The 15,633-nt window shown below is 33.5% G+C and carries 23 protein-coding genes, 1 tRNA gene and 1 pseudogene; all 25 read left to right on the top strand.

Going from position 1 to position 15,633, the window contains the following annotated elements; translation table 11 throughout:
• A partial coding sequence (locus BM097_RS16220; protein ID WP_207647027.1) for a hypothetical protein occupies positions 1–353 on the top strand: 353 nt, incomplete at its 5' end.
• Between the two features lie 15 nt (positions 354–368).
• Positions 369–722, top strand: coding sequence for a hypothetical protein (locus tag BM097_RS01150; protein WP_090545089.1), 354 nt, complete (start codon positions 369–371; stop codon positions 720–722).
• 118 nt (positions 723–840) lie between these two features.
• A complete protein-coding gene (locus BM097_RS01145; RefSeq protein WP_330389531.1) occupies positions 841–2,262 on the top strand; it encodes a polymorphic toxin-type HINT domain-containing protein in 1,422 nt (473 codons plus the stop codon).
• 21 nt (positions 2,263–2,283) lie between these two features.
• The gene (locus BM097_RS01140) at positions 2,284–3,111 is read left to right on the top strand and encodes a hypothetical protein (RefSeq protein WP_090545085.1); all 828 of its coding nucleotides are present in this window, start codon (positions 2,284–2,286) and stop codon (positions 3,109–3,111) included.
• Between the two features lie 33 nt (positions 3,112–3,144).
• Positions 3,145–3,885, top strand: a complete 741-nt coding sequence (locus BM097_RS01135) for a polymorphic toxin-type HINT domain-containing protein (protein WP_090545083.1) — start codon at positions 3,145–3,147, stop codon at positions 3,883–3,885.
• Between the two features lie 13 nt (positions 3,886–3,898).
• The gene (locus BM097_RS01130; RefSeq protein WP_090545081.1) at positions 3,899–4,396 is read left to right on the top strand and encodes a hypothetical protein; all 498 of its coding nucleotides are present in this window, start codon (positions 3,899–3,901) and stop codon (positions 4,394–4,396) included.
• 323 nt (positions 4,397–4,719) lie between these two features.
• Complete coding sequence (locus BM097_RS01125; protein ID WP_090545079.1) at positions 4,720–5,112, top strand: hypothetical protein; 393 nt, start codon at positions 4,720–4,722, stop codon at positions 5,110–5,112.
• 90 nt (positions 5,113–5,202) lie between these two features.
• Positions 5,203–5,754: pseudogene (locus BM097_RS16595) on the top strand (polymorphic toxin-type HINT domain-containing protein).
• The gene (locus tag BM097_RS01110) at positions 5,690–6,217 is read left to right on the top strand and encodes a hypothetical protein (RefSeq protein WP_090545072.1); all 528 of its coding nucleotides are present in this window, start codon (positions 5,690–5,692) and stop codon (positions 6,215–6,217) included. The pseudogene BM097_RS16595 and the gene BM097_RS01110 overlap by 65 nt, the downstream one beginning before the upstream one ends.
• A gap of 50 nt (positions 6,218–6,267) precedes the next feature.
• Positions 6,268–6,471, top strand: a complete 204-nt coding sequence (locus BM097_RS01105; RefSeq protein ID WP_090545070.1) for a hypothetical protein — start codon at positions 6,268–6,270, stop codon at positions 6,469–6,471.
• 130 nt (positions 6,472–6,601) lie between these two features.
• On the top strand, positions 6,602–6,973 hold the full coding sequence (locus BM097_RS01100) for a DUF7674 family protein (protein WP_090545068.1): 372 nt from the start codon (positions 6,602–6,604) through the stop codon (positions 6,971–6,973).
• A gap of 220 nt (positions 6,974–7,193) precedes the next feature.
• Entirely contained in the window at positions 7,194–7,343 is a 150-nt protein-coding gene (locus BM097_RS16210; protein WP_177197326.1) for a hypothetical protein, read from the top strand.
• Between the two features lie 167 nt (positions 7,344–7,510).
• Positions 7,511–7,885, top strand: a complete 375-nt coding sequence (locus tag BM097_RS01095) for an SMI1/KNR4 family protein (RefSeq protein WP_090545066.1) — start codon at positions 7,511–7,513, stop codon at positions 7,883–7,885.
• Positions 7,886–7,964: 79 nt separating this feature from the next.
• A complete protein-coding gene (locus BM097_RS01090) occupies positions 7,965–8,438 on the top strand; it encodes an Imm26 family immunity protein (protein WP_177197325.1) in 474 nt (157 codons plus the stop codon).
• A 271-nt stretch (positions 8,439–8,709) separates the two neighbouring features.
• Positions 8,710–9,057, top strand: coding sequence for a hypothetical protein (locus BM097_RS01085; protein WP_090545062.1), 348 nt, complete (start codon positions 8,710–8,712; stop codon positions 9,055–9,057).
• 179 nt (positions 9,058–9,236) lie between these two features.
• On the top strand, positions 9,237–9,641 hold the full coding sequence (locus tag BM097_RS01080) for a contact-dependent growth inhibition system immunity protein (protein WP_143084938.1): 405 nt from the start codon (positions 9,237–9,239) through the stop codon (positions 9,639–9,641).
• A 147-nt stretch (positions 9,642–9,788) separates the two neighbouring features.
• Positions 9,789–10,250 (top strand): YxiF family protein, encoded by a 462-nt coding sequence (locus tag BM097_RS01075; protein ID WP_090545058.1) that lies wholly within the window; start codon positions 9,789–9,791, stop codon positions 10,248–10,250.
• Between the two features lie 398 nt (positions 10,251–10,648).
• Positions 10,649–10,849 (top strand): hypothetical protein, encoded by a 201-nt coding sequence (locus BM097_RS01070; protein WP_090545056.1) that lies wholly within the window; start codon positions 10,649–10,651, stop codon positions 10,847–10,849.
• Between the two features lie 199 nt (positions 10,850–11,048).
• Positions 11,049–11,447 (top strand): hypothetical protein, encoded by a 399-nt coding sequence (locus BM097_RS01065; protein ID WP_090545054.1) that lies wholly within the window; start codon positions 11,049–11,051, stop codon positions 11,445–11,447.
• Between the two features lie 245 nt (positions 11,448–11,692).
• The gene (locus BM097_RS01060; protein ID WP_090545052.1) at positions 11,693–11,974 is read left to right on the top strand and encodes a DUF3969 family protein; all 282 of its coding nucleotides are present in this window, start codon (positions 11,693–11,695) and stop codon (positions 11,972–11,974) included.
• A gap of 180 nt (positions 11,975–12,154) precedes the next feature.
• Positions 12,155–12,568, top strand: a complete 414-nt coding sequence (locus BM097_RS01055) for a hypothetical protein (protein WP_090545051.1) — start codon at positions 12,155–12,157, stop codon at positions 12,566–12,568.
• 431 nt (positions 12,569–12,999) lie between these two features.
• Positions 13,000–13,695, top strand: coding sequence for a precorrin-2 C(20)-methyltransferase (cobI, locus tag BM097_RS01050; protein ID WP_090545049.1), 696 nt, complete (start codon positions 13,000–13,002; stop codon positions 13,693–13,695).
• A 20-nt stretch (positions 13,696–13,715) separates the two neighbouring features.
• The gene (locus BM097_RS01045; protein ID WP_090545047.1) at positions 13,716–15,014 is read left to right on the top strand and encodes a glycoside hydrolase family 27 protein; all 1,299 of its coding nucleotides are present in this window, start codon (positions 13,716–13,718) and stop codon (positions 15,012–15,014) included.
• A gap of 13 nt (positions 15,015–15,027) precedes the next feature.
• Positions 15,028–15,474: a D-aminoacyl-tRNA deacylase gene (gene dtd / locus BM097_RS01040; RefSeq protein ID WP_090545045.1), complete on the top strand. Its 447-nt coding sequence runs from the start codon at positions 15,028–15,030 to the stop codon at positions 15,472–15,474.
• Positions 15,475–15,532: 58 nt separating this feature from the next.
• Positions 15,533–15,616 (top strand) — tRNA-Leu (locus tag BM097_RS01035).
• The last annotated feature ends 17 nt before the right edge of the window (positions 15,617–15,633 follow it).

Here is a 15,633-nt window from a genome sequence, read left to right as displayed (position 1 = left end):
ATTATCATACTTACTTTGTTGGTGAGAATGATGTACTGGTTCACAATAATTGTGGTGTTGAAAAGGCATTTAATTCCAAAGAAAATGAGATAAATCACTTTGTTAAGCATGGTGGTCAAATTGCGAAATTATTAGATAAAAAGTTTTATTCATTAGCTAATTATATAGATGATGCTAATTATGTGTTAAAAAATGGTAAGTATGCTAAAGAACTTAACGGATATGTTTCATTCATGAGTGGTGATAAATTTGGATTTGTCGGCTTAGATAGAGTTACAGGAAATATAACGACATTCCATATAAAGACGGTCGAGGAATTAGCCAAAAGGGCACCTAGCCTAGGGATTTTTTAACAAGGAGGTATGTCTATGTATGTAAAAGCGATAGACTGGATAGATATAGATAATTATGAAGCAAGTGTTGTTATAAGTGATGGGTTATTTGACATTGTTTGTTTTTCAGATGATTGTTCATACAAAGTTGGAGATATAATTGATGATGATATTAAAGTATTAGGGGTTCATGATATTTTTATATCTGAGGTTAATACCGAAACGATTATTTCACAATCAGGCTTCCGATATGAAATAATTGGTAGGTATGAGAATAATAAATTATTCCTTGGTGAAATTATTATTTCTATTGATAGTGAACTAGTACCTAAAGATATTTCGAGGGGAGATTATATTCACGTATGTATAGATCGGTTTGATTTATGGTAAATATAATCGAATTGTTTTACAACTGAAGAATAATGTATATTAGCCCCATGATATTTTTAGATTAATGTAGGATTTAAACAATTATATGAATTACACACCAACGATATGTCGGTAAAACATATGCTGTTGGTGTGTTTTTAGAATAGGCTATCAGAAGAAAGATGGTGGAAATCTTTCTGCTGAGTGTAGATATTTTTATACAAAAAATGCCCAAGGTGATGTCGTTGGAATTTGTAGAAGTTCAGATTCAGTTCCTGTAGGAACCTATGAATATGATGTCTGGGGAAATGTTATAGCTATAGAAGCTAGCCGTTTCTACAAGGGTGAAGATGAAAACAATATCCTAGAGAGAAATCCAATTAGATATAGAGGATATTATTACGATAATGAGACAAAGTTCTATTATCTTAATGCAAGATACTATGACCCTAAGGTGCACAGATTTATTAGTGCTGATAGTGTAATTGCAGGTGTATCTGAGGATGTAAACGGGTATAATCTATTTGAATACGGTAATAATAATCCTGTTAATTGCCAGGATGAAAGTGGAAATTTCCCAGAGCTATCGAATACACAAAAAGTAGCAATAGGGCTTGGCGTTATCACAGTTCTTGCTGTTTCAGCAGTCGTAACTGGTGGAGCATCTTGCGTAGTAATGGGCGCATTGATTGGTTCTTGCACAGGAGCTGTAAGTGGTGCTGCTTCGGGAGCTGTAATAAGTGGTGGAATTGAGTATCTCAAAACAAGGGATATGCAAGCCACTAAACAAGCGGCAATAGACGGAGCTGCAGATGGATTTATGTGGGGCTCAGTTACAGGAGCAGTTACAGGAGGAATGACGTCACCGTATTGCTTTGTGGCTGGAACACTGGTATGTACTATAGATGGTGAAGTTCCTATTGAAGATATTGAAGTAGGAGATTATGTACTTGCTGAGAATCCTGAGACTGGCGAGATAGACTATAAGCCTGTACTAGAGACCTATGAGCATGATACTTATGATGTAGTGTATTTAACCATAGATGGAGAAGAATTTACTACAACAGAAGGACATCCTTTTTATGTGGAAGGTAGAGGATTTGTAAAAGCAGCTGAGCTGAGATATTCAGATAATCTACTAGATTCAGAAGGTAAGCACTTACACCTCGAGTACAAAGAAATAGTTCACCTTGAAGAACCTGTAACAGTATATAATTTTGCTGTTGAGGATTATCATACTTACTTTATTGGTGAGAATAAGGTTTTTGTACACAATAGATGTAAGCTTGGTGAAAATATGATAAAAGAGGGTGGATTTGACCCAGGACCAGGATTTGACGCACATCATATTTTTCCACGTAAATTTCAAAAGTATTTTGATGGGTTAGAAATAGATATAAATAATCCTGACTTTGGTATTTGGCTAAAGCAGTCTACACACCGTTCATCTTCATATAGCTATAATCAATTATGGGAGAGCTTTTTTTCAAAATATAAACCTGGTGAAGTTCCTATGGATGATTTTATAAAATTTTTTAACGGATTAAAGCAGCTATGGTAGTAGGAGGTGAAAAACAACTTTATGTTGGTAAATTTTATGTCAAAATATGGATATTTAAGAACTTCTAATAATGGATTGTATTGGATTGGTGTTGAAAAAATAGAAGATAATAAGGTGGCAATTTCTGTTTTTGATTCAAAACTTTGTAAAAGACTCAATATTATTAGGTGTTACGGAGATTTATATGGTGAACGTCAGGCTGTGTCAGATGATGGTGATATGATTTGTTCGGCAGAATGGGATGATTTTGGTAAAAGTACTGTTCAGGTTTGTTCTGTTTTTACTGGCGAAGTGATATGTGAAAACAAAATTTTAAAAAGGATTGATTGGCTTACGTTTAGGAATAGACAAGAATTGTATATTGGTTCAAATGAAAAAACTTATTTGCTAAATATCTGCACAAACGAGCTCACAATCTATAAATACTACAAGGTTGTTATTGATTCTGTAGGAAATGAGATTGTTTTATTAAAAGATAATTGTCTTTTGATGGATAAGAAAATAAAATCCAGAACGTTTTCATTTTTTTCACCAATTAGAACAGATGATAACTGTGTAGTGATTTCTGAAATTGGCGGGAGCCTAATTAAGTATAATCAAGAGGGGAAAATGGTGTGGGAGTATAAAAATGAAAAGTATGGACATGTGACAGATATTATTTTTGATCAGTGGAAAAGATGCTTCTACGCATATGCATTTAATATTTATACTGGCGAAGGACATACGTTGGTTTTAGATTACAATGGGATTCTAATGTATGCTTTACCAAGTGAAAAAACATTGTTTTTAGTTTCAGAGGAAGGATGTAAATGTGTAAATTATGATGGCCTTGTTATAAGCCTTGATTGATGATACGGTATAAATTCTAGCTGAATTATTGATTTGTGTGGTGTATTTGAAGGCGATGCTACAGGGATAGTGAGTGGTGCCGAATATGGAGCAGTAATAAGTGGTGGTATCGAGTATCTAAAAACTGGTGATTTGCAAACCACTAAGCAGGCTGCTGTAGATGGCTTCATGTGGGGCTCTATAGGTGGAGCAATCACAGGAGGTATGAACTCACCTCACTGCTTTGTAGCTGGAACACTGGTATGTACTGTAGATGGTGAAGTTCCTATAGAGGATATTGAAGTTGGCGATTATGTACTTGCGGAGAATCCTGAGACTGGCGAGATAGACTATAAGCCTGCACTTGAGACATACGAGCACGATATTTATGATATAGTTTACCTAACCATTGATGGAGAAGACTTTACCACTACAGAAGGTCATCCATTCTTCACACTTGAAAGAGGATTTGTTAAGGCAGGAGAGCTGAGATATTCTGATACTCTTGTAGACGACAATGGAAAAGAGCTTCATTTAGAGAAAAAGAATAAGGAGCACTTATCTAAGCCAGTCACTGTATACAATTTTGCAGTAGAGGATTATCATACTTACTTTGTTGGTGAGAATGAAGTTCTGGTGCATAATATGTGTGCAGTAAAATCAATTGATTTATCCAACAAAAGTGTGAATCACATACTAAATCGACATTCGTTCACAAAGTTTGAACAAGAAGCTGCTCATTTGACGGATGAGGAATTAGCTGCAAAACTAGCCAAAAGGACCTTTTTTAGATAGGAGGATATGAGCAATGTTTAAAATTATTTTTAGGGGAATTTGTAACGAATGGGATGATTTTCCAGGACAGAATGGTTATTTGCAAATAGATGTTAATGGTTATACTTACGGCGATTATTATCCCGAAGAACTTGATGGAATCATGGGGCAAATTGATCTTTCTGATTGGATTGAAAGGCTGGTGCGTGTGAAGGAAGGTCTTAAAAAGGCAGAGTACGTTGTTCTTAGTGATGTTGATGCGTATGATACTTGGATTGAATTTAAGAAGAAATTTACTGATGTTGTGGTTAGTATTGTTACATGTGAAAAATGGGATGGTTCAATGGATATTGAATACCATTTAGACAACCCTAAGATATCAGATTGGGGTAATCAAGTGATAACCTTTGATGAATTTGAAAATGAGATTGATAGGGCTGCGGAGGCTTATTTGGCTTATTTAAAATCTGTTAATAATGATGATGAATTATTAAAGCAGGTAGAATCAAGACTTATTAGAGAATGCTCATAGTAAAGCCATCCATTCTATACACTTGAAAGAGGCTTTGTTAAGGCTGTAGAGCTTAGATATTCTGATACACTTGTAGATGCTAAAGGTAATAAACTATATCTGGAGAAAAAGAATAAAGAGCATCTAATTATTAGAAGATTTTTCGAACTTAAAGTTATTAAATGTTCAAGACATTAGTACCTCATATGGACCAGGTAAAATAGGCTTTTTAGAAAATGGCATTAAAATTGTAGCAAGACAAGGAAGTAATACACTTGGACCGACATTAGAAGTGGTTTTATCAAATAGTAGAGTAATAAAGATACGATATTAGTGGAGATAAAATGGAAAAATGGAAAGTATATGATAATAATATATTCTTTGATGGTTATTTTGAGGTTTCAATTTCTTTTTCAGAAGATTGGTTGACGGTGTATCTGTTTGATGATGAAAAGAAAATAGAGATAAACTTTTACCTTGTTCATGGTTTTAGATTGCTGGATGAGGGTATTGTTCAAAATGGGATATATTTAAATGATGACCAATTAATGACACTAAAAAAGAATCATTTCTGTAATGTATTATATGAATTGACAGATGGAGAGTTTGGTGAATTTATCTTTGATACAGCGGGCGGTTTTTTGTCAGAGAAGGAGATATTTCATTATGTGGTTATTACTCCTAATTATAATATAGACATTGTTTCGCGCGGAATACCTAAGGTTACATTTTTATAATATTAAAAATGAACGCATGACTATTGGATAAAATAATCATGCGTTCAAGTTACAAAAGAATTATCAATATATGGTGCTGCAGATGGCTTCATGTGGGGAGCTATTGGTGGTGCTGTTACAGGTGGAATGAATTCACCGCATTGCTTTGTAGCCGGAACGCTAGTATGTACTATAGCTGGTGAAGTGGCTATTGAGGATATTGAAGTAGGTGATTATGTACTTGCGGAGAATCCTGAGACTGGAGAAGTTGATTATAAGCCAGTTTTAGAGACTTATGAGCATGCTACATATGATGTAGTTTACCTAACAATTGATGGTGAAGAATTTATTACCACTGAGGGGCATCCATTCTATACACTAGAAAGAGGCTTTGTTAAGGCTGGAGAGTTAAGATAATCTGATACACTTATGGATGATGAAGGAAATAAACTTCATCTGGAGAAAAAGAATAAAGAGCATCTAGCAGGGCCTGTAACAGTCTATAATTTTGCAGTAGAGGATTATCATACTTACTTTGTAGGTGAGAGTGGAGTTTTAGTTCACAATAAATGCGGATTAAAAACTGGGAGAAGTCAATATGATAAATGGAGTTATATTTCAAAAAAAGGATTACAAAATATATCAAGGCGTAGATGGAGATAATTGGTATCTTAATGATAACTTTAACGAAGAATGGTTAGACGAATTGGATGAAAAAGTTGAAAAGGCTTGGTACGATGATGACTGGGTTGACGTATGTGCAGATAATATATTTATAAAAAAATATATAACTTATTCTGAGAAAGAACATATAGACTACAGAGTTTTATTATGTGAAACCGAGAAAAGTGAGCCATGTTTTGATACAAGTGAATTAAAAAGTATGATTCCGATAGGATATGATTATGCCTACTCTGGAGGCTCGTATTATTCAGCACTCTACAATGAGTTGCATTTTGATAGGAATAAATGCTTTGAGTTAATAAAATTAAATAAATATGGTTTAATAGATGATTATGAAGAATTAAAAAGATTTATTTCGTTAAGAAATCAACTAATAACATCTGGAGGGGACTTGGAATCAGGAGATTTTATAATATACAAATTATATGAGGTGAAATTCTAATTAATATCGTATATTTCTAATCTGTCTGCGTATATCGTAATAATAATCCAGTGAACTGTCAGGATCAGTCAGGTGAATGGCCACAGCTTACTAATACACAGAAGGTAGTAATAGGATTAGGCTTAATCACATCTCTTGCGGTAGTAACTGTAGCAACAGATGGTACAGGAACAGTATTAGCATGCGCAGCCATGTGTGCACTTTTATCAAAGAAATTGGAGCAGGTAGTTCAAAACATTTACTTAAAGCAATAAATCGTCTAACGGAATTAAATAAGCTAATCAGAGCAGGTTCATTAGGGGTAAATGATTTAGATATAGCGGAAGCTCTAATATCAGATTTAGAATATGCAATAAAATTATTTAAACAAGTAGGTGAAATGATATGATTAGATTTAATGAATTTATAAATTCTATGGAAGATTTCTTTCCAGAAACTAGAGATACAATTGATATTGCTCTGAGTGAGTCAATGGGAGAGATGGACACAATTGTTATTGAAGATATTATCATGCCTAAAGTAATTTCTTTATTACGAAAAAATGAAGATAAAGAAAAACTAACAAGTTTATTTGGATATTTCGAAGATGTTGTCGAACAAGCAGATGATTATTTGTCGGATATTTTTGCTATTACAGTTCTTGAAATACTTGGAAATACTGAAGAGGATTTAAATGTTGCTAAAATATATATGGGAAGATGTACTGCAAAAAAACAACGCGAAGCAGACATAGATATAGGTAGAATTATCGATTAGAAGATCTTATGTATAAAATGTATAAATAATGAAAAATTATATTAGCTGTCTCACTTGCAAGCTTTTAGAGGATGGAATTGACATTTATAAAAGTAAACAGATATTGTTTAGTTCTTTTAATATAAAAAATGTAAAAGATAACAGATGATTCTAGGATAATACCTTTGAAGTAGTGATAACAAAGTGAAAAGGATAATTAAAATAGATAGGAGAGGATGATATGTATTACAGAATTTCAGAATGGATTGATAGTGTAATGAAAAATGGAATGCCTAAAGATGTTATTTCAGTATGTTTTAATTTGTATGATGATATAAGTGTGTTTTTGATATTAATAAAGAAAAAATATCAAATATATGTTCATATTTAAAAGAAATAAACGCTGATATACTTTATGGTAATAGAGTTTTAAGTGCAAATGAAAAAGATTTGGAAGAAGTCATAGTTAAATCAAATGGATATCGCTTTTTTCAAACGGATGCTGATATAAAAATATAATTCATTTAGAGTGAATGCTGAAAGTAAAGGAGACCAGCTATGAAGGAAGATATCGAAAGTAAATTAAGTAGATTTAATAAATCTACTAGTGAAGTATTATTTCATAGTGAGAAATATGGAGATTTTGACAAGTACATTAATGAAGCTATAAGTGGTGAGGGATTCATTGGAGAGGATAATTACTTATTGCTTTGGGAAAAAGATGAAATAGAGGAGTTAAATGATGCTTATGAAACTCAAGAATTTTTAAGTGATATCATACTTATAGGTTCTGATGGAGGAGACATGGCATATGGAATAAATAAGAATGGAGACTATATAGAGGTTCCGTTTATTGGAATGGATGATTCTGAAGTTGCAGTTGTTGCTGCGAATTTTGAAGAATTAATAATGTTTGTAGCAAAGAAAGATTAATTTAGCAAAAAACTTGTTTGTACAACTTGTACAAACAAGTTTTAAGTAACTAACATTAAGGAGATGAAGAAAGTATATTGTGGACGATAATCAATTAATCGTATTAAAAAAGTCGAATAAAAAGCCAGTTGAAGGAGATATTTTTGTTTTATCTATTAGAGATAATCTTTATTGTTTTGGTAAAGTTATTCGTACAAATGTTGAGAGCCGAGATAGTTTTGTTAATGGGATGTATTTAATTTATATTTTTGATTATTTCTCATCATCAGATGTATATACAAAATCAATAGAGGACAATAATATCCTTTTGGTAGAGGTAATAAACACGCAATTATGGAGAAAAGGCTTTGCAAAGAGTATAGCTTTTTCTGAAGTTACTGATAAACAGAAAAATGAAGATTTTGGTTTTTGGGATATTATAAGAGAAACATATGTTGATGTAAGTGGGAGCGAGTTAGGCTATATTCCAAAATACAAAAGCGTTTATGGATTGGGAAGTTACGGCTTAATTGGTAAGGAGCTTAATAAGATTGTAAACGAAAGAGGTTTATAATATTACTTTCATTAAATCAAATCTTAGAATTTCATAGAGGAGACTAATGCTGATATCCCTCCATCAATTAATGTACCTAAAGCAGGGCATACAATTAGTGGTCCAAATGGGATTGTTTCAAGAAGCACTCAAGGAATATCAAGCGTTAGACAATTAATAGCTAGAGTTTTATTTGAATTAAAAATGGTGTATCCAGATATTCCTAATTCTGCTTATAGACAACTAATAGATCTTAATAGAAAGATGTATCCTTTATACATGGTGAAATAATATGAATGAAAAATTTATTGAAAATCTATACCAAACATTAGTGAATGACGGACGAGGTATATACGAAGACTTATTCAATAATACTATCGTTAATAGCAAGACTTCCGATTATTGGAAGAACGCTTTGGAACTTTATAGTGGCTTGAATGAAGAAAGCAGAAAAGTTTTTTTAGATGTAATTCAGCATACTATAATAGATTCTATCTCAAGTGTATTTGGTGTATTGGATGGGTCAAGCTCTTTGGATGGAGAGGAAGAATTTGATATTAAAGTATATATTAATGGCGTTGATACTGATGAAGAGTTACAAGATTCATTTCTTGAGTATGTTGAAAATAATCCAGATTAGTAATTAGGATTAGGTGTAATTACAGCACTTGCTATTGTTACTGTAGCAACAGCAGGAACGGGAACAGCATTAGCTTGTGCGGCCATGGGTTTACTTTAAAAGTATGGAAAGAACAGGGGTATTTAAAAATATATTAATAGGAGTACTTTTGAAAAATTTTACGTGTTAGGTATATAAAAATGACGATTGGAGAAATGTTTAGTTGTAAATTTATAGAGGGAAAAGAATTATATCCTTTACAAAAGTGGTACAACAGTCTTTTAGCTAAAACACCAGATGATATAGATGTTGCTGATGTTTTGCATATGTTTAGGCAAAAAATGTTTATGGAATTCGCTGTAGAGAAGGCATTAGATATGCTACAAGAGAATATTTTTATAGGAGAATTGTGGCCTGGAGAGCTTTTAGAAAAAATATCAATGCTTGATGCTGGCATGTTTCATAATCAAAAGAGCAAATTAGAGTATATTAAAAAAAAGGGGACATCAGAGTTAAAAGATTACACGTGTTCTTTTTTTGAAGATGATATACAAGATATAAAAAATAGTTTAGCTCGTATTCATAGCATTTTGGAAATAATATAAATATAGTTAGTTTGTAGTTAAATAGTATTTTTATACAAGGTAATTCTAGCAAACAGTTTGGATTAGCTTTAATTCAACTATAGCAGTAATGAGCGGGGGCATTTTCCAGAATTATTCCAAGGATTTAAGTCAAAGGAGTTTAGAGATATGAGTAATCAAGAACGCTTGAAAGAGTTAAAACGCAAAAATAATAATCAAATCGTTTGTAGTAAATGGAATAATAATGGATTAATACTATCAGTGGAGGATTTTATAGATGTAGAGAAAACCTTGAAAGTGCAAGAAATAATTCTAAAGAAATTAGATGATATAGATGAGTGTGAGCAGTCTGAGATTTATAACGATGAAGCAGATGTTCTAATTCGATATCGGGTTAAAGTATTGTCTAACATCAACGAAAATGATGAATACATCTTTTTTGAGAGGGATGCAGTAAAAAATGGTGCGGTTAAATTAAAAGGATCAATCATAAAAGAAAAAATAGATTTTTTAATAAATGAGTCTGAATTTATGAATGATTGTTGTAGTATTTTTTTATGTGATTCACAAGCGGAAATGGGCATATGCCTCTGGGCTAGTGAATATGATTATCGTATATATATATGGTGAGAAAAAACTTGTTTGTGCAGCTTGTGCAAATAAGTTTCAGAGTGTAGACAAAGTGTCGCGGCTCATATCATTCATTCCGCCGCGACCTTTTCTTATTTAATAAAGGTAGAAAGTGACACAACCACATATATCTATAATTCGGGAAAGCTTCTTGCGGAAGAGACAGGTTCAGACAGAATCAATTATTATTATGATTCTGAAGGAACAATAATTGAAATTGGTTACCAGAAGAAGGTAGATGGAGAGTTATCTACATAGACTAGATATTTTTATTTTAAAAGATTCACCTATGTATATATTCGTATCAGAAAGGATAAAAGAATTGATAATGAACAATAAGCTTTTAGGTTTTGCCTTTATAGAAGTATCTGTTGTATAAAAATAACGTGGAGGATGATATGTATTACTTGTTGTCGGTTGGCACAAGAAATAATCCACTTAGATGGATCCAAGATAGTGATTGGTCAGAAATCCAATTAATGATTTCAGATATGGTATCGAGATATTTAAAAGAAGGCACGTATAAGAAATTATTTAACAACTTAGATGGTGTTGCTGTTGGCTTTGTTGATGGTGATTTGGAATTGTTGAAATCTTAATTTGAAATAATATTCAATTGCGACTTTAACAATCATCTTATTTATCAATCTAGAAATTTAGATAAAAATGGCATTTTGAATTATCATCAAAGTGCCATTTGTTTTGGTGAGGTTTTGTTGGCTTAAAATAGCATAGTCGAACCTATAGAAAAGGTAAAGAAAGACTATGACTTTATATAATAGTAGGAGAATGATTTGTATGGCAATTTGGCAATTTGATTTTCATGCTGTGAAGCATGGAAGCACTGCAGATAATATTATGTTATGGAATATTCCTTTTGAAGACATAAATCATATATGTTTTCTAAAACAAGAACGGAGTTGGATGGATGATACAATTCAATATGGTAATCTAGAAGAAGATTGTATAGAAATATCTCTAAGCAATGGTCTTGTAGAATCTATATTTATTCGAATTGATGTTAGGGATATTAATAAAGAAAAAATATCAAATATATGTTCATATTTAAAAGAAATAAACGCTGATATACTTTATGATAATAGAGTTTTTAGTGCAAATGAAAAAGATTTGGAAGAAGTCATAGTTAAATCAAATGGATATCACTTTTTTCAAACGGATGCTGATATAAAAATATAATTCATTTAGAGTGAATGCTGAAAGTTTTCCATTGTGATAGTCTCCAGTGTATTGGCAATAGGAATAACTGCGAAAACGATAGTCTATAATATTGATATTATATCAAGATTTTACCAGATATTATTTTTCTAAAGTGGTAACTATGAATATGACCTGTGGGGAAATTTGATTTCTATATATTATTTTCAGAGTCAATCAGGAAAAGTGTTTAATGTAAAAGTAAAACCATATTGGAGTAATTGATTATGAAAAATGAAAAAGAAGCTTTGATATTTATTATAAACGTCTTAGAGGAACTTTTAGAGGATAGAATTTGCATTGATAAAAGTGAACAGATATTGTTTAGTCCTTTTAATATAAAAAAATTACAAAAGATAACGAATGATTCTAGGATATTCAGGATACTTTATGAGGGGTGTGAATTGGATGATATCAATGACTTGATCCCCAATGAGTATCGAAATGTTCTTTTAAGATTGAAAAGAGAGGCTACCATATTACTTAGCGAATATAAAGATGAGTCATAAATAAATCAACAGGAGACAATATAATACCATAAACTGCATATCTATGTGGTTGAAAAATCATATCATCTTGATTTATATGCAAGATATTATGATCCTAAGATTCTGAAACTCTTGTGGATGACGATGTAAATAAATTTCATCTGGCAATGCACTAAGTTCAAATAAGGAAGGTGAAGATGATTGCATAACATTATAATAAAAAAAATATGGGAAGACGAAGGATTAATTGAACTTAAAGTAGAAGCAATATGTGATTATGCTAGAGCATGGCAGAATTGCTACATCCAGAATGAAGATTACTTAAAATTAGTAGATAAAATACGAATTTACAATGTTAATAATGAAGGAACTTATCTTGAATTTGGTTCGAAGGAGGGAAATTATACCCCAGCATTTTCGCTTGAAATAAAGGCACCAGATAATTATGGACATGTCACAATAGAGGTTGATTTGGAAATTGATGACAATGATTCGAGAAAGCATAGAAGTGTTTTTTATGTTCAAACAGAACTAGGGTGTGTGGAACGATTTGGACGACAATTGTATCAAATCATAAATAATGAATTACAAGAAGCCTCATTAAATCTTCTGTAGAAAAATTCGTGGCCGTTGGTTTTGAGCAAAATATGTGTTTGTAGTGTTATATATAGTGATGAATAGATTTGTAAATTATTAGAACCAGATAGTAGTGAGTCTGAATGAAATTACTATCCAGTGGAGATTTCGAGTTGTGGATAGTAGTTATTTTAGAGTAAACTACTATCTGGGGATTATTATCAGCTATAGATAGTAATGAATCAGAATGAGATTACTATCTGTGGTAGATTTGATGTTGTAGATAGTAATGGGATTGAAGATGCCTACTACCTAAGGCTCATTTTTGACTTAAGATAGTAGTTGATCGATTTTACACTACTACCTATATTGAATTTTAAATTGTAGCTAGTAAATTTTTTTTGCAAGCATTGCCTGTTAAGTGGTATTCACACTGAAATGGAGTAGATTAGTTAGGCGGGAGGACAAATATGGCTGGAGTATTATTTGGAATAGGAGTGGGGCCGGGAGACCCAGAGATGCTCACACTAAAGGCGGTCAAGGCTATTAAGGAAGCAGATGTTATTTGTCTTCCAAAGGCTGAAAAGGACAAGTGCAGAGCATATCAGATAGCCCTTCCAGCGGTACCGGAAATACGATATAAAAAGACTATCAGTCATGATTTTGAAATGACAAGTGACCCTGAACGTCTAGAGATAATGCATAAAGAATTCTATGAAAAATACAAGCAGCTTTTGTTAGATGGCTATAATCTGGCATTTCTTACAATAGGCGACCCTACCATATATTCCACCTTTGGCTACATAATGAAGCTAGCCAAAAAGGATGGAATAGAAGTAGAGATAATTAATGGAATCACTTCATTTACCGGCGCTGCGGCTTCAGCAGGAATACTTCTTAGCGAAAGTAAAGAAAATATCCATATTATCTCAGGCCAGGGAAATCTGGAGGAGGAATTAAAGCTTTCAGGAACAAAGATAATAATGAAAAGTGGCAGGAATATTTCAGCCATAAAAGAAAAGTTGATTCCTTTAGAGGAGGCTGATAAAATTACCGTATATGCGGTAGTAGATTGTGGAATGGAGACTGAAGAAATCTACAATGGCGCAGTGATGATTCCAGAAAATAGCAAATATATGATGACAATAATCATCAAGGAAAAATAATTACTTCGGGGGATAATGTAATGACTAAAAATGATTTCGCGCTTACTCCGCCAATGGGGTGGAATAGCTACGACTATTATGACACTGCAGTAACTGAAGCAGATGTGAAAGCTAATGCGGATTTTATGGCAAAGCATCTTAAAGAGTATGGCTATGAGTATGTGGTGGTGGATATTGAGTGGTATTCAAACGATGCTGCCACAATGCGTGACAAGTATCAATACATTCCATTTGGTGATGATGAAATAGATGAGTATGGCAGATTTATACCAAGCCCTTCACGTTTTCCATCATCAAAAAATGGTGCAGGCTTTAAGCCTCTTTCAGATTATTGCCATAACCTAGGCCTTAAGTTTGGTATTCACATCATGCGCGGTATTCCACGTACAGCAGCAGAACGTCATCTGCCTGTACTTGGTACAGCTGTAACAGCAGCTGATATTGCAGATCCATCTAGCATCTGCGGATGGAATCCGGATATGTACGGTGTCAGGGATTGCAAGGAAGGTCAGGCTTACTACGATTCCCTGATTAGCATGTATGCCGACTGGGGCGTAGATTTTATTAAATGTGATGACATCTGTGATTCATGGATGTACAGAGACGAAAACTTCAGCGGTTGGCACGAAACCAGAATGCTTCATGAGGCTATTATGAAATCAGGCCGTGAAATCGTTCTTAGTGTTTCACCTGGACCAGCTCACATTGACAAGGCTTTCCACTATCAGGACAATGCAAATATGTGGCGTATCACTGATGATTTTTGGGACAAGTGGGAGCTTCTTAAAAATATGTTCTGGCGCTGCGAAATGTGGCAAGATCATGTGAAGGCAGGCTGCTTCCCAGATTGCGACATGCTTCCAATCGGCATGGTAGGAGCAGGCTTTAATAGTGAGCGTCATTCTAATTTCACAATGGCTGAAGCCCGCACTATGATGACACTTTGGTGTATGTTCCGCTCACCTCTTATGATAGGTGCCGAGCTTACAAGGCTTTCCGATGGGGATTTATCTCTTCTTACCAATAAGACGCTGTTGGATTATATGCAGGATGGATTTAAGGCGCACCAGGTAGCAAGAGATGATGACCATGCTATTTGGGTTACAGAAAATGCTTCTACTGGAAAGAAGGCTGTTGCGGTATTTAACCTATCTGAAGAGATTTTCGATTTTGCAGATTATAAATCAGATGTTATTGCAGCAGTATCTACAGATAGCTTTAATGGATTAGACATCTGGACAAAAGAGGAATATAAGATAGCAGAGGGCTATACAAAAGTTATTAATCCTCATGATGTGTTGGCAATTGAAATAATATAAAGCGAGGTAAACAATGAAATTTGTAGTACAAAGAGTAACTGAGGCATCAGTTGCAGTAGATGGAAAAACAATTGGTCAGATTGGCAAGGGATTCTTAGTATTAATCGGTGTATCTGATAGCGACACTAAGGAGATTGCTGATAAGATGGTTAAGAAGCTATTGGGGCTTCGCATATTCGATGATGAAAATGACAAAATCAATCTTTCCCTTACCGATGTAGGCGGCGAGCTGCTTTTGATTTCTCAGTTTACTTTGTACGCAAATTGCAAAAAGGGCTATCGCCCATCTTTTATAGAGGCAGGGGCGCCTGATATGGCGAATGAAATGTATGAATATATCATTGAAAAGTGTCGTGAACAGTTCCATGTAGAAACAGGAGAATTCGGTGCTGACATGAAGGTTTCACTTTTGAACGATGGACCGTTTACAATTATTTTAGATTCTCAGGAAATTTGCTGATTTTTGGGCTGTAAAGCCTTGACTTGAAAGTAGAAATTCTATAGAATACTAAATGTTCGCAGAAGTGGCGGAATTGGCAGACGCGCAGGCTTCAGGTGCCTGTGGTAGCAATATCGTGTGGGTTCAAGTCCCATCTTCTGCATACATTGCCCAGTAGGT

The sequence above is a fragment of the Pseudobutyrivibrio sp. OR37 genome (assembly GCF_900113655.1).
Lineage (GTDB): Bacteria > Bacillota > Clostridia > Lachnospirales > Lachnospiraceae > Pseudobutyrivibrio.
Note: the sequence above shows the minus strand (reverse complement) of the source record. Positions and strands in the feature narration are given on the sequence as shown.

What these genes read in the sequence shown, in the direction of transcription:
- BM097_RS01150 (WP_090545089.1), top strand. Translation starts at nt 369, where the DNA reads ATGTATGTAAAAGCGATAGACTGGATAGATATAGATAATTATGAAGCA.
- BM097_RS01140 (WP_090545085.1), top strand. Translation starts at nt 2,284, where the DNA reads ATGTTGGTAAATTTTATGTCAAAATATGGATATTTAAGAACTTCTAAT.
- BM097_RS01130 (WP_090545081.1), top strand. Translation starts at nt 3,899, where the DNA reads ATGTTTAAAATTATTTTTAGGGGAATTTGTAACGAATGGGATGATTTT.
- BM097_RS01125 (WP_090545079.1), top strand. Translation starts at nt 4,720, where the DNA reads ATGGAAAAATGGAAAGTATATGATAATAATATATTCTTTGATGGTTAT.
- BM097_RS01110 (WP_090545072.1), top strand. Translation starts at nt 5,690, where the DNA reads ATGATAAATGGAGTTATATTTCAAAAAAAGGATTACAAAATATATCAA.
- BM097_RS01100 (WP_090545068.1), top strand. Translation starts at nt 6,602, where the DNA reads ATGATTAGATTTAATGAATTTATAAATTCTATGGAAGATTTCTTTCCA.
- BM097_RS16210 (WP_177197326.1), top strand. Translation starts at nt 7,194, where the DNA reads ATGTATTACAGAATTTCAGAATGGATTGATAGTGTAATGAAAAATGGA.
- BM097_RS01095 (WP_090545066.1), top strand. Translation starts at nt 7,511, where the DNA reads ATGAAGGAAGATATCGAAAGTAAATTAAGTAGATTTAATAAATCTACT.
- BM097_RS01085 (WP_090545062.1), top strand. Translation starts at nt 8,710, where the DNA reads ATGAATGAAAAATTTATTGAAAATCTATACCAAACATTAGTGAATGAC.
- BM097_RS01080 (WP_143084938.1), top strand. Translation starts at nt 9,237, where the DNA reads ATGACGATTGGAGAAATGTTTAGTTGTAAATTTATAGAGGGAAAAGAA.
- BM097_RS01075 (WP_090545058.1), top strand. Translation starts at nt 9,789, where the DNA reads ATGAGTAATCAAGAACGCTTGAAAGAGTTAAAACGCAAAAATAATAAT.
- BM097_RS01070 (WP_090545056.1), top strand. Translation starts at nt 10,649, where the DNA reads ATGTATTACTTGTTGTCGGTTGGCACAAGAAATAATCCACTTAGATGG.
- BM097_RS01065 (WP_090545054.1), top strand. Translation starts at nt 11,049, where the DNA reads ATGGCAATTTGGCAATTTGATTTTCATGCTGTGAAGCATGGAAGCACT.
- BM097_RS01060 (WP_090545052.1), top strand. Translation starts at nt 11,693, where the DNA reads ATGAAAAATGAAAAAGAAGCTTTGATATTTATTATAAACGTCTTAGAG.
- cobI (WP_090545049.1), top strand. Translation starts at nt 13,000, where the DNA reads ATGGCTGGAGTATTATTTGGAATAGGAGTGGGGCCGGGAGACCCAGAG.
- BM097_RS01045 (WP_090545047.1), top strand. Translation starts at nt 13,716, where the DNA reads ATGACTAAAAATGATTTCGCGCTTACTCCGCCAATGGGGTGGAATAGC.
- dtd (WP_090545045.1), top strand. Translation starts at nt 15,028, where the DNA reads ATGAAATTTGTAGTACAAAGAGTAACTGAGGCATCAGTTGCAGTAGAT.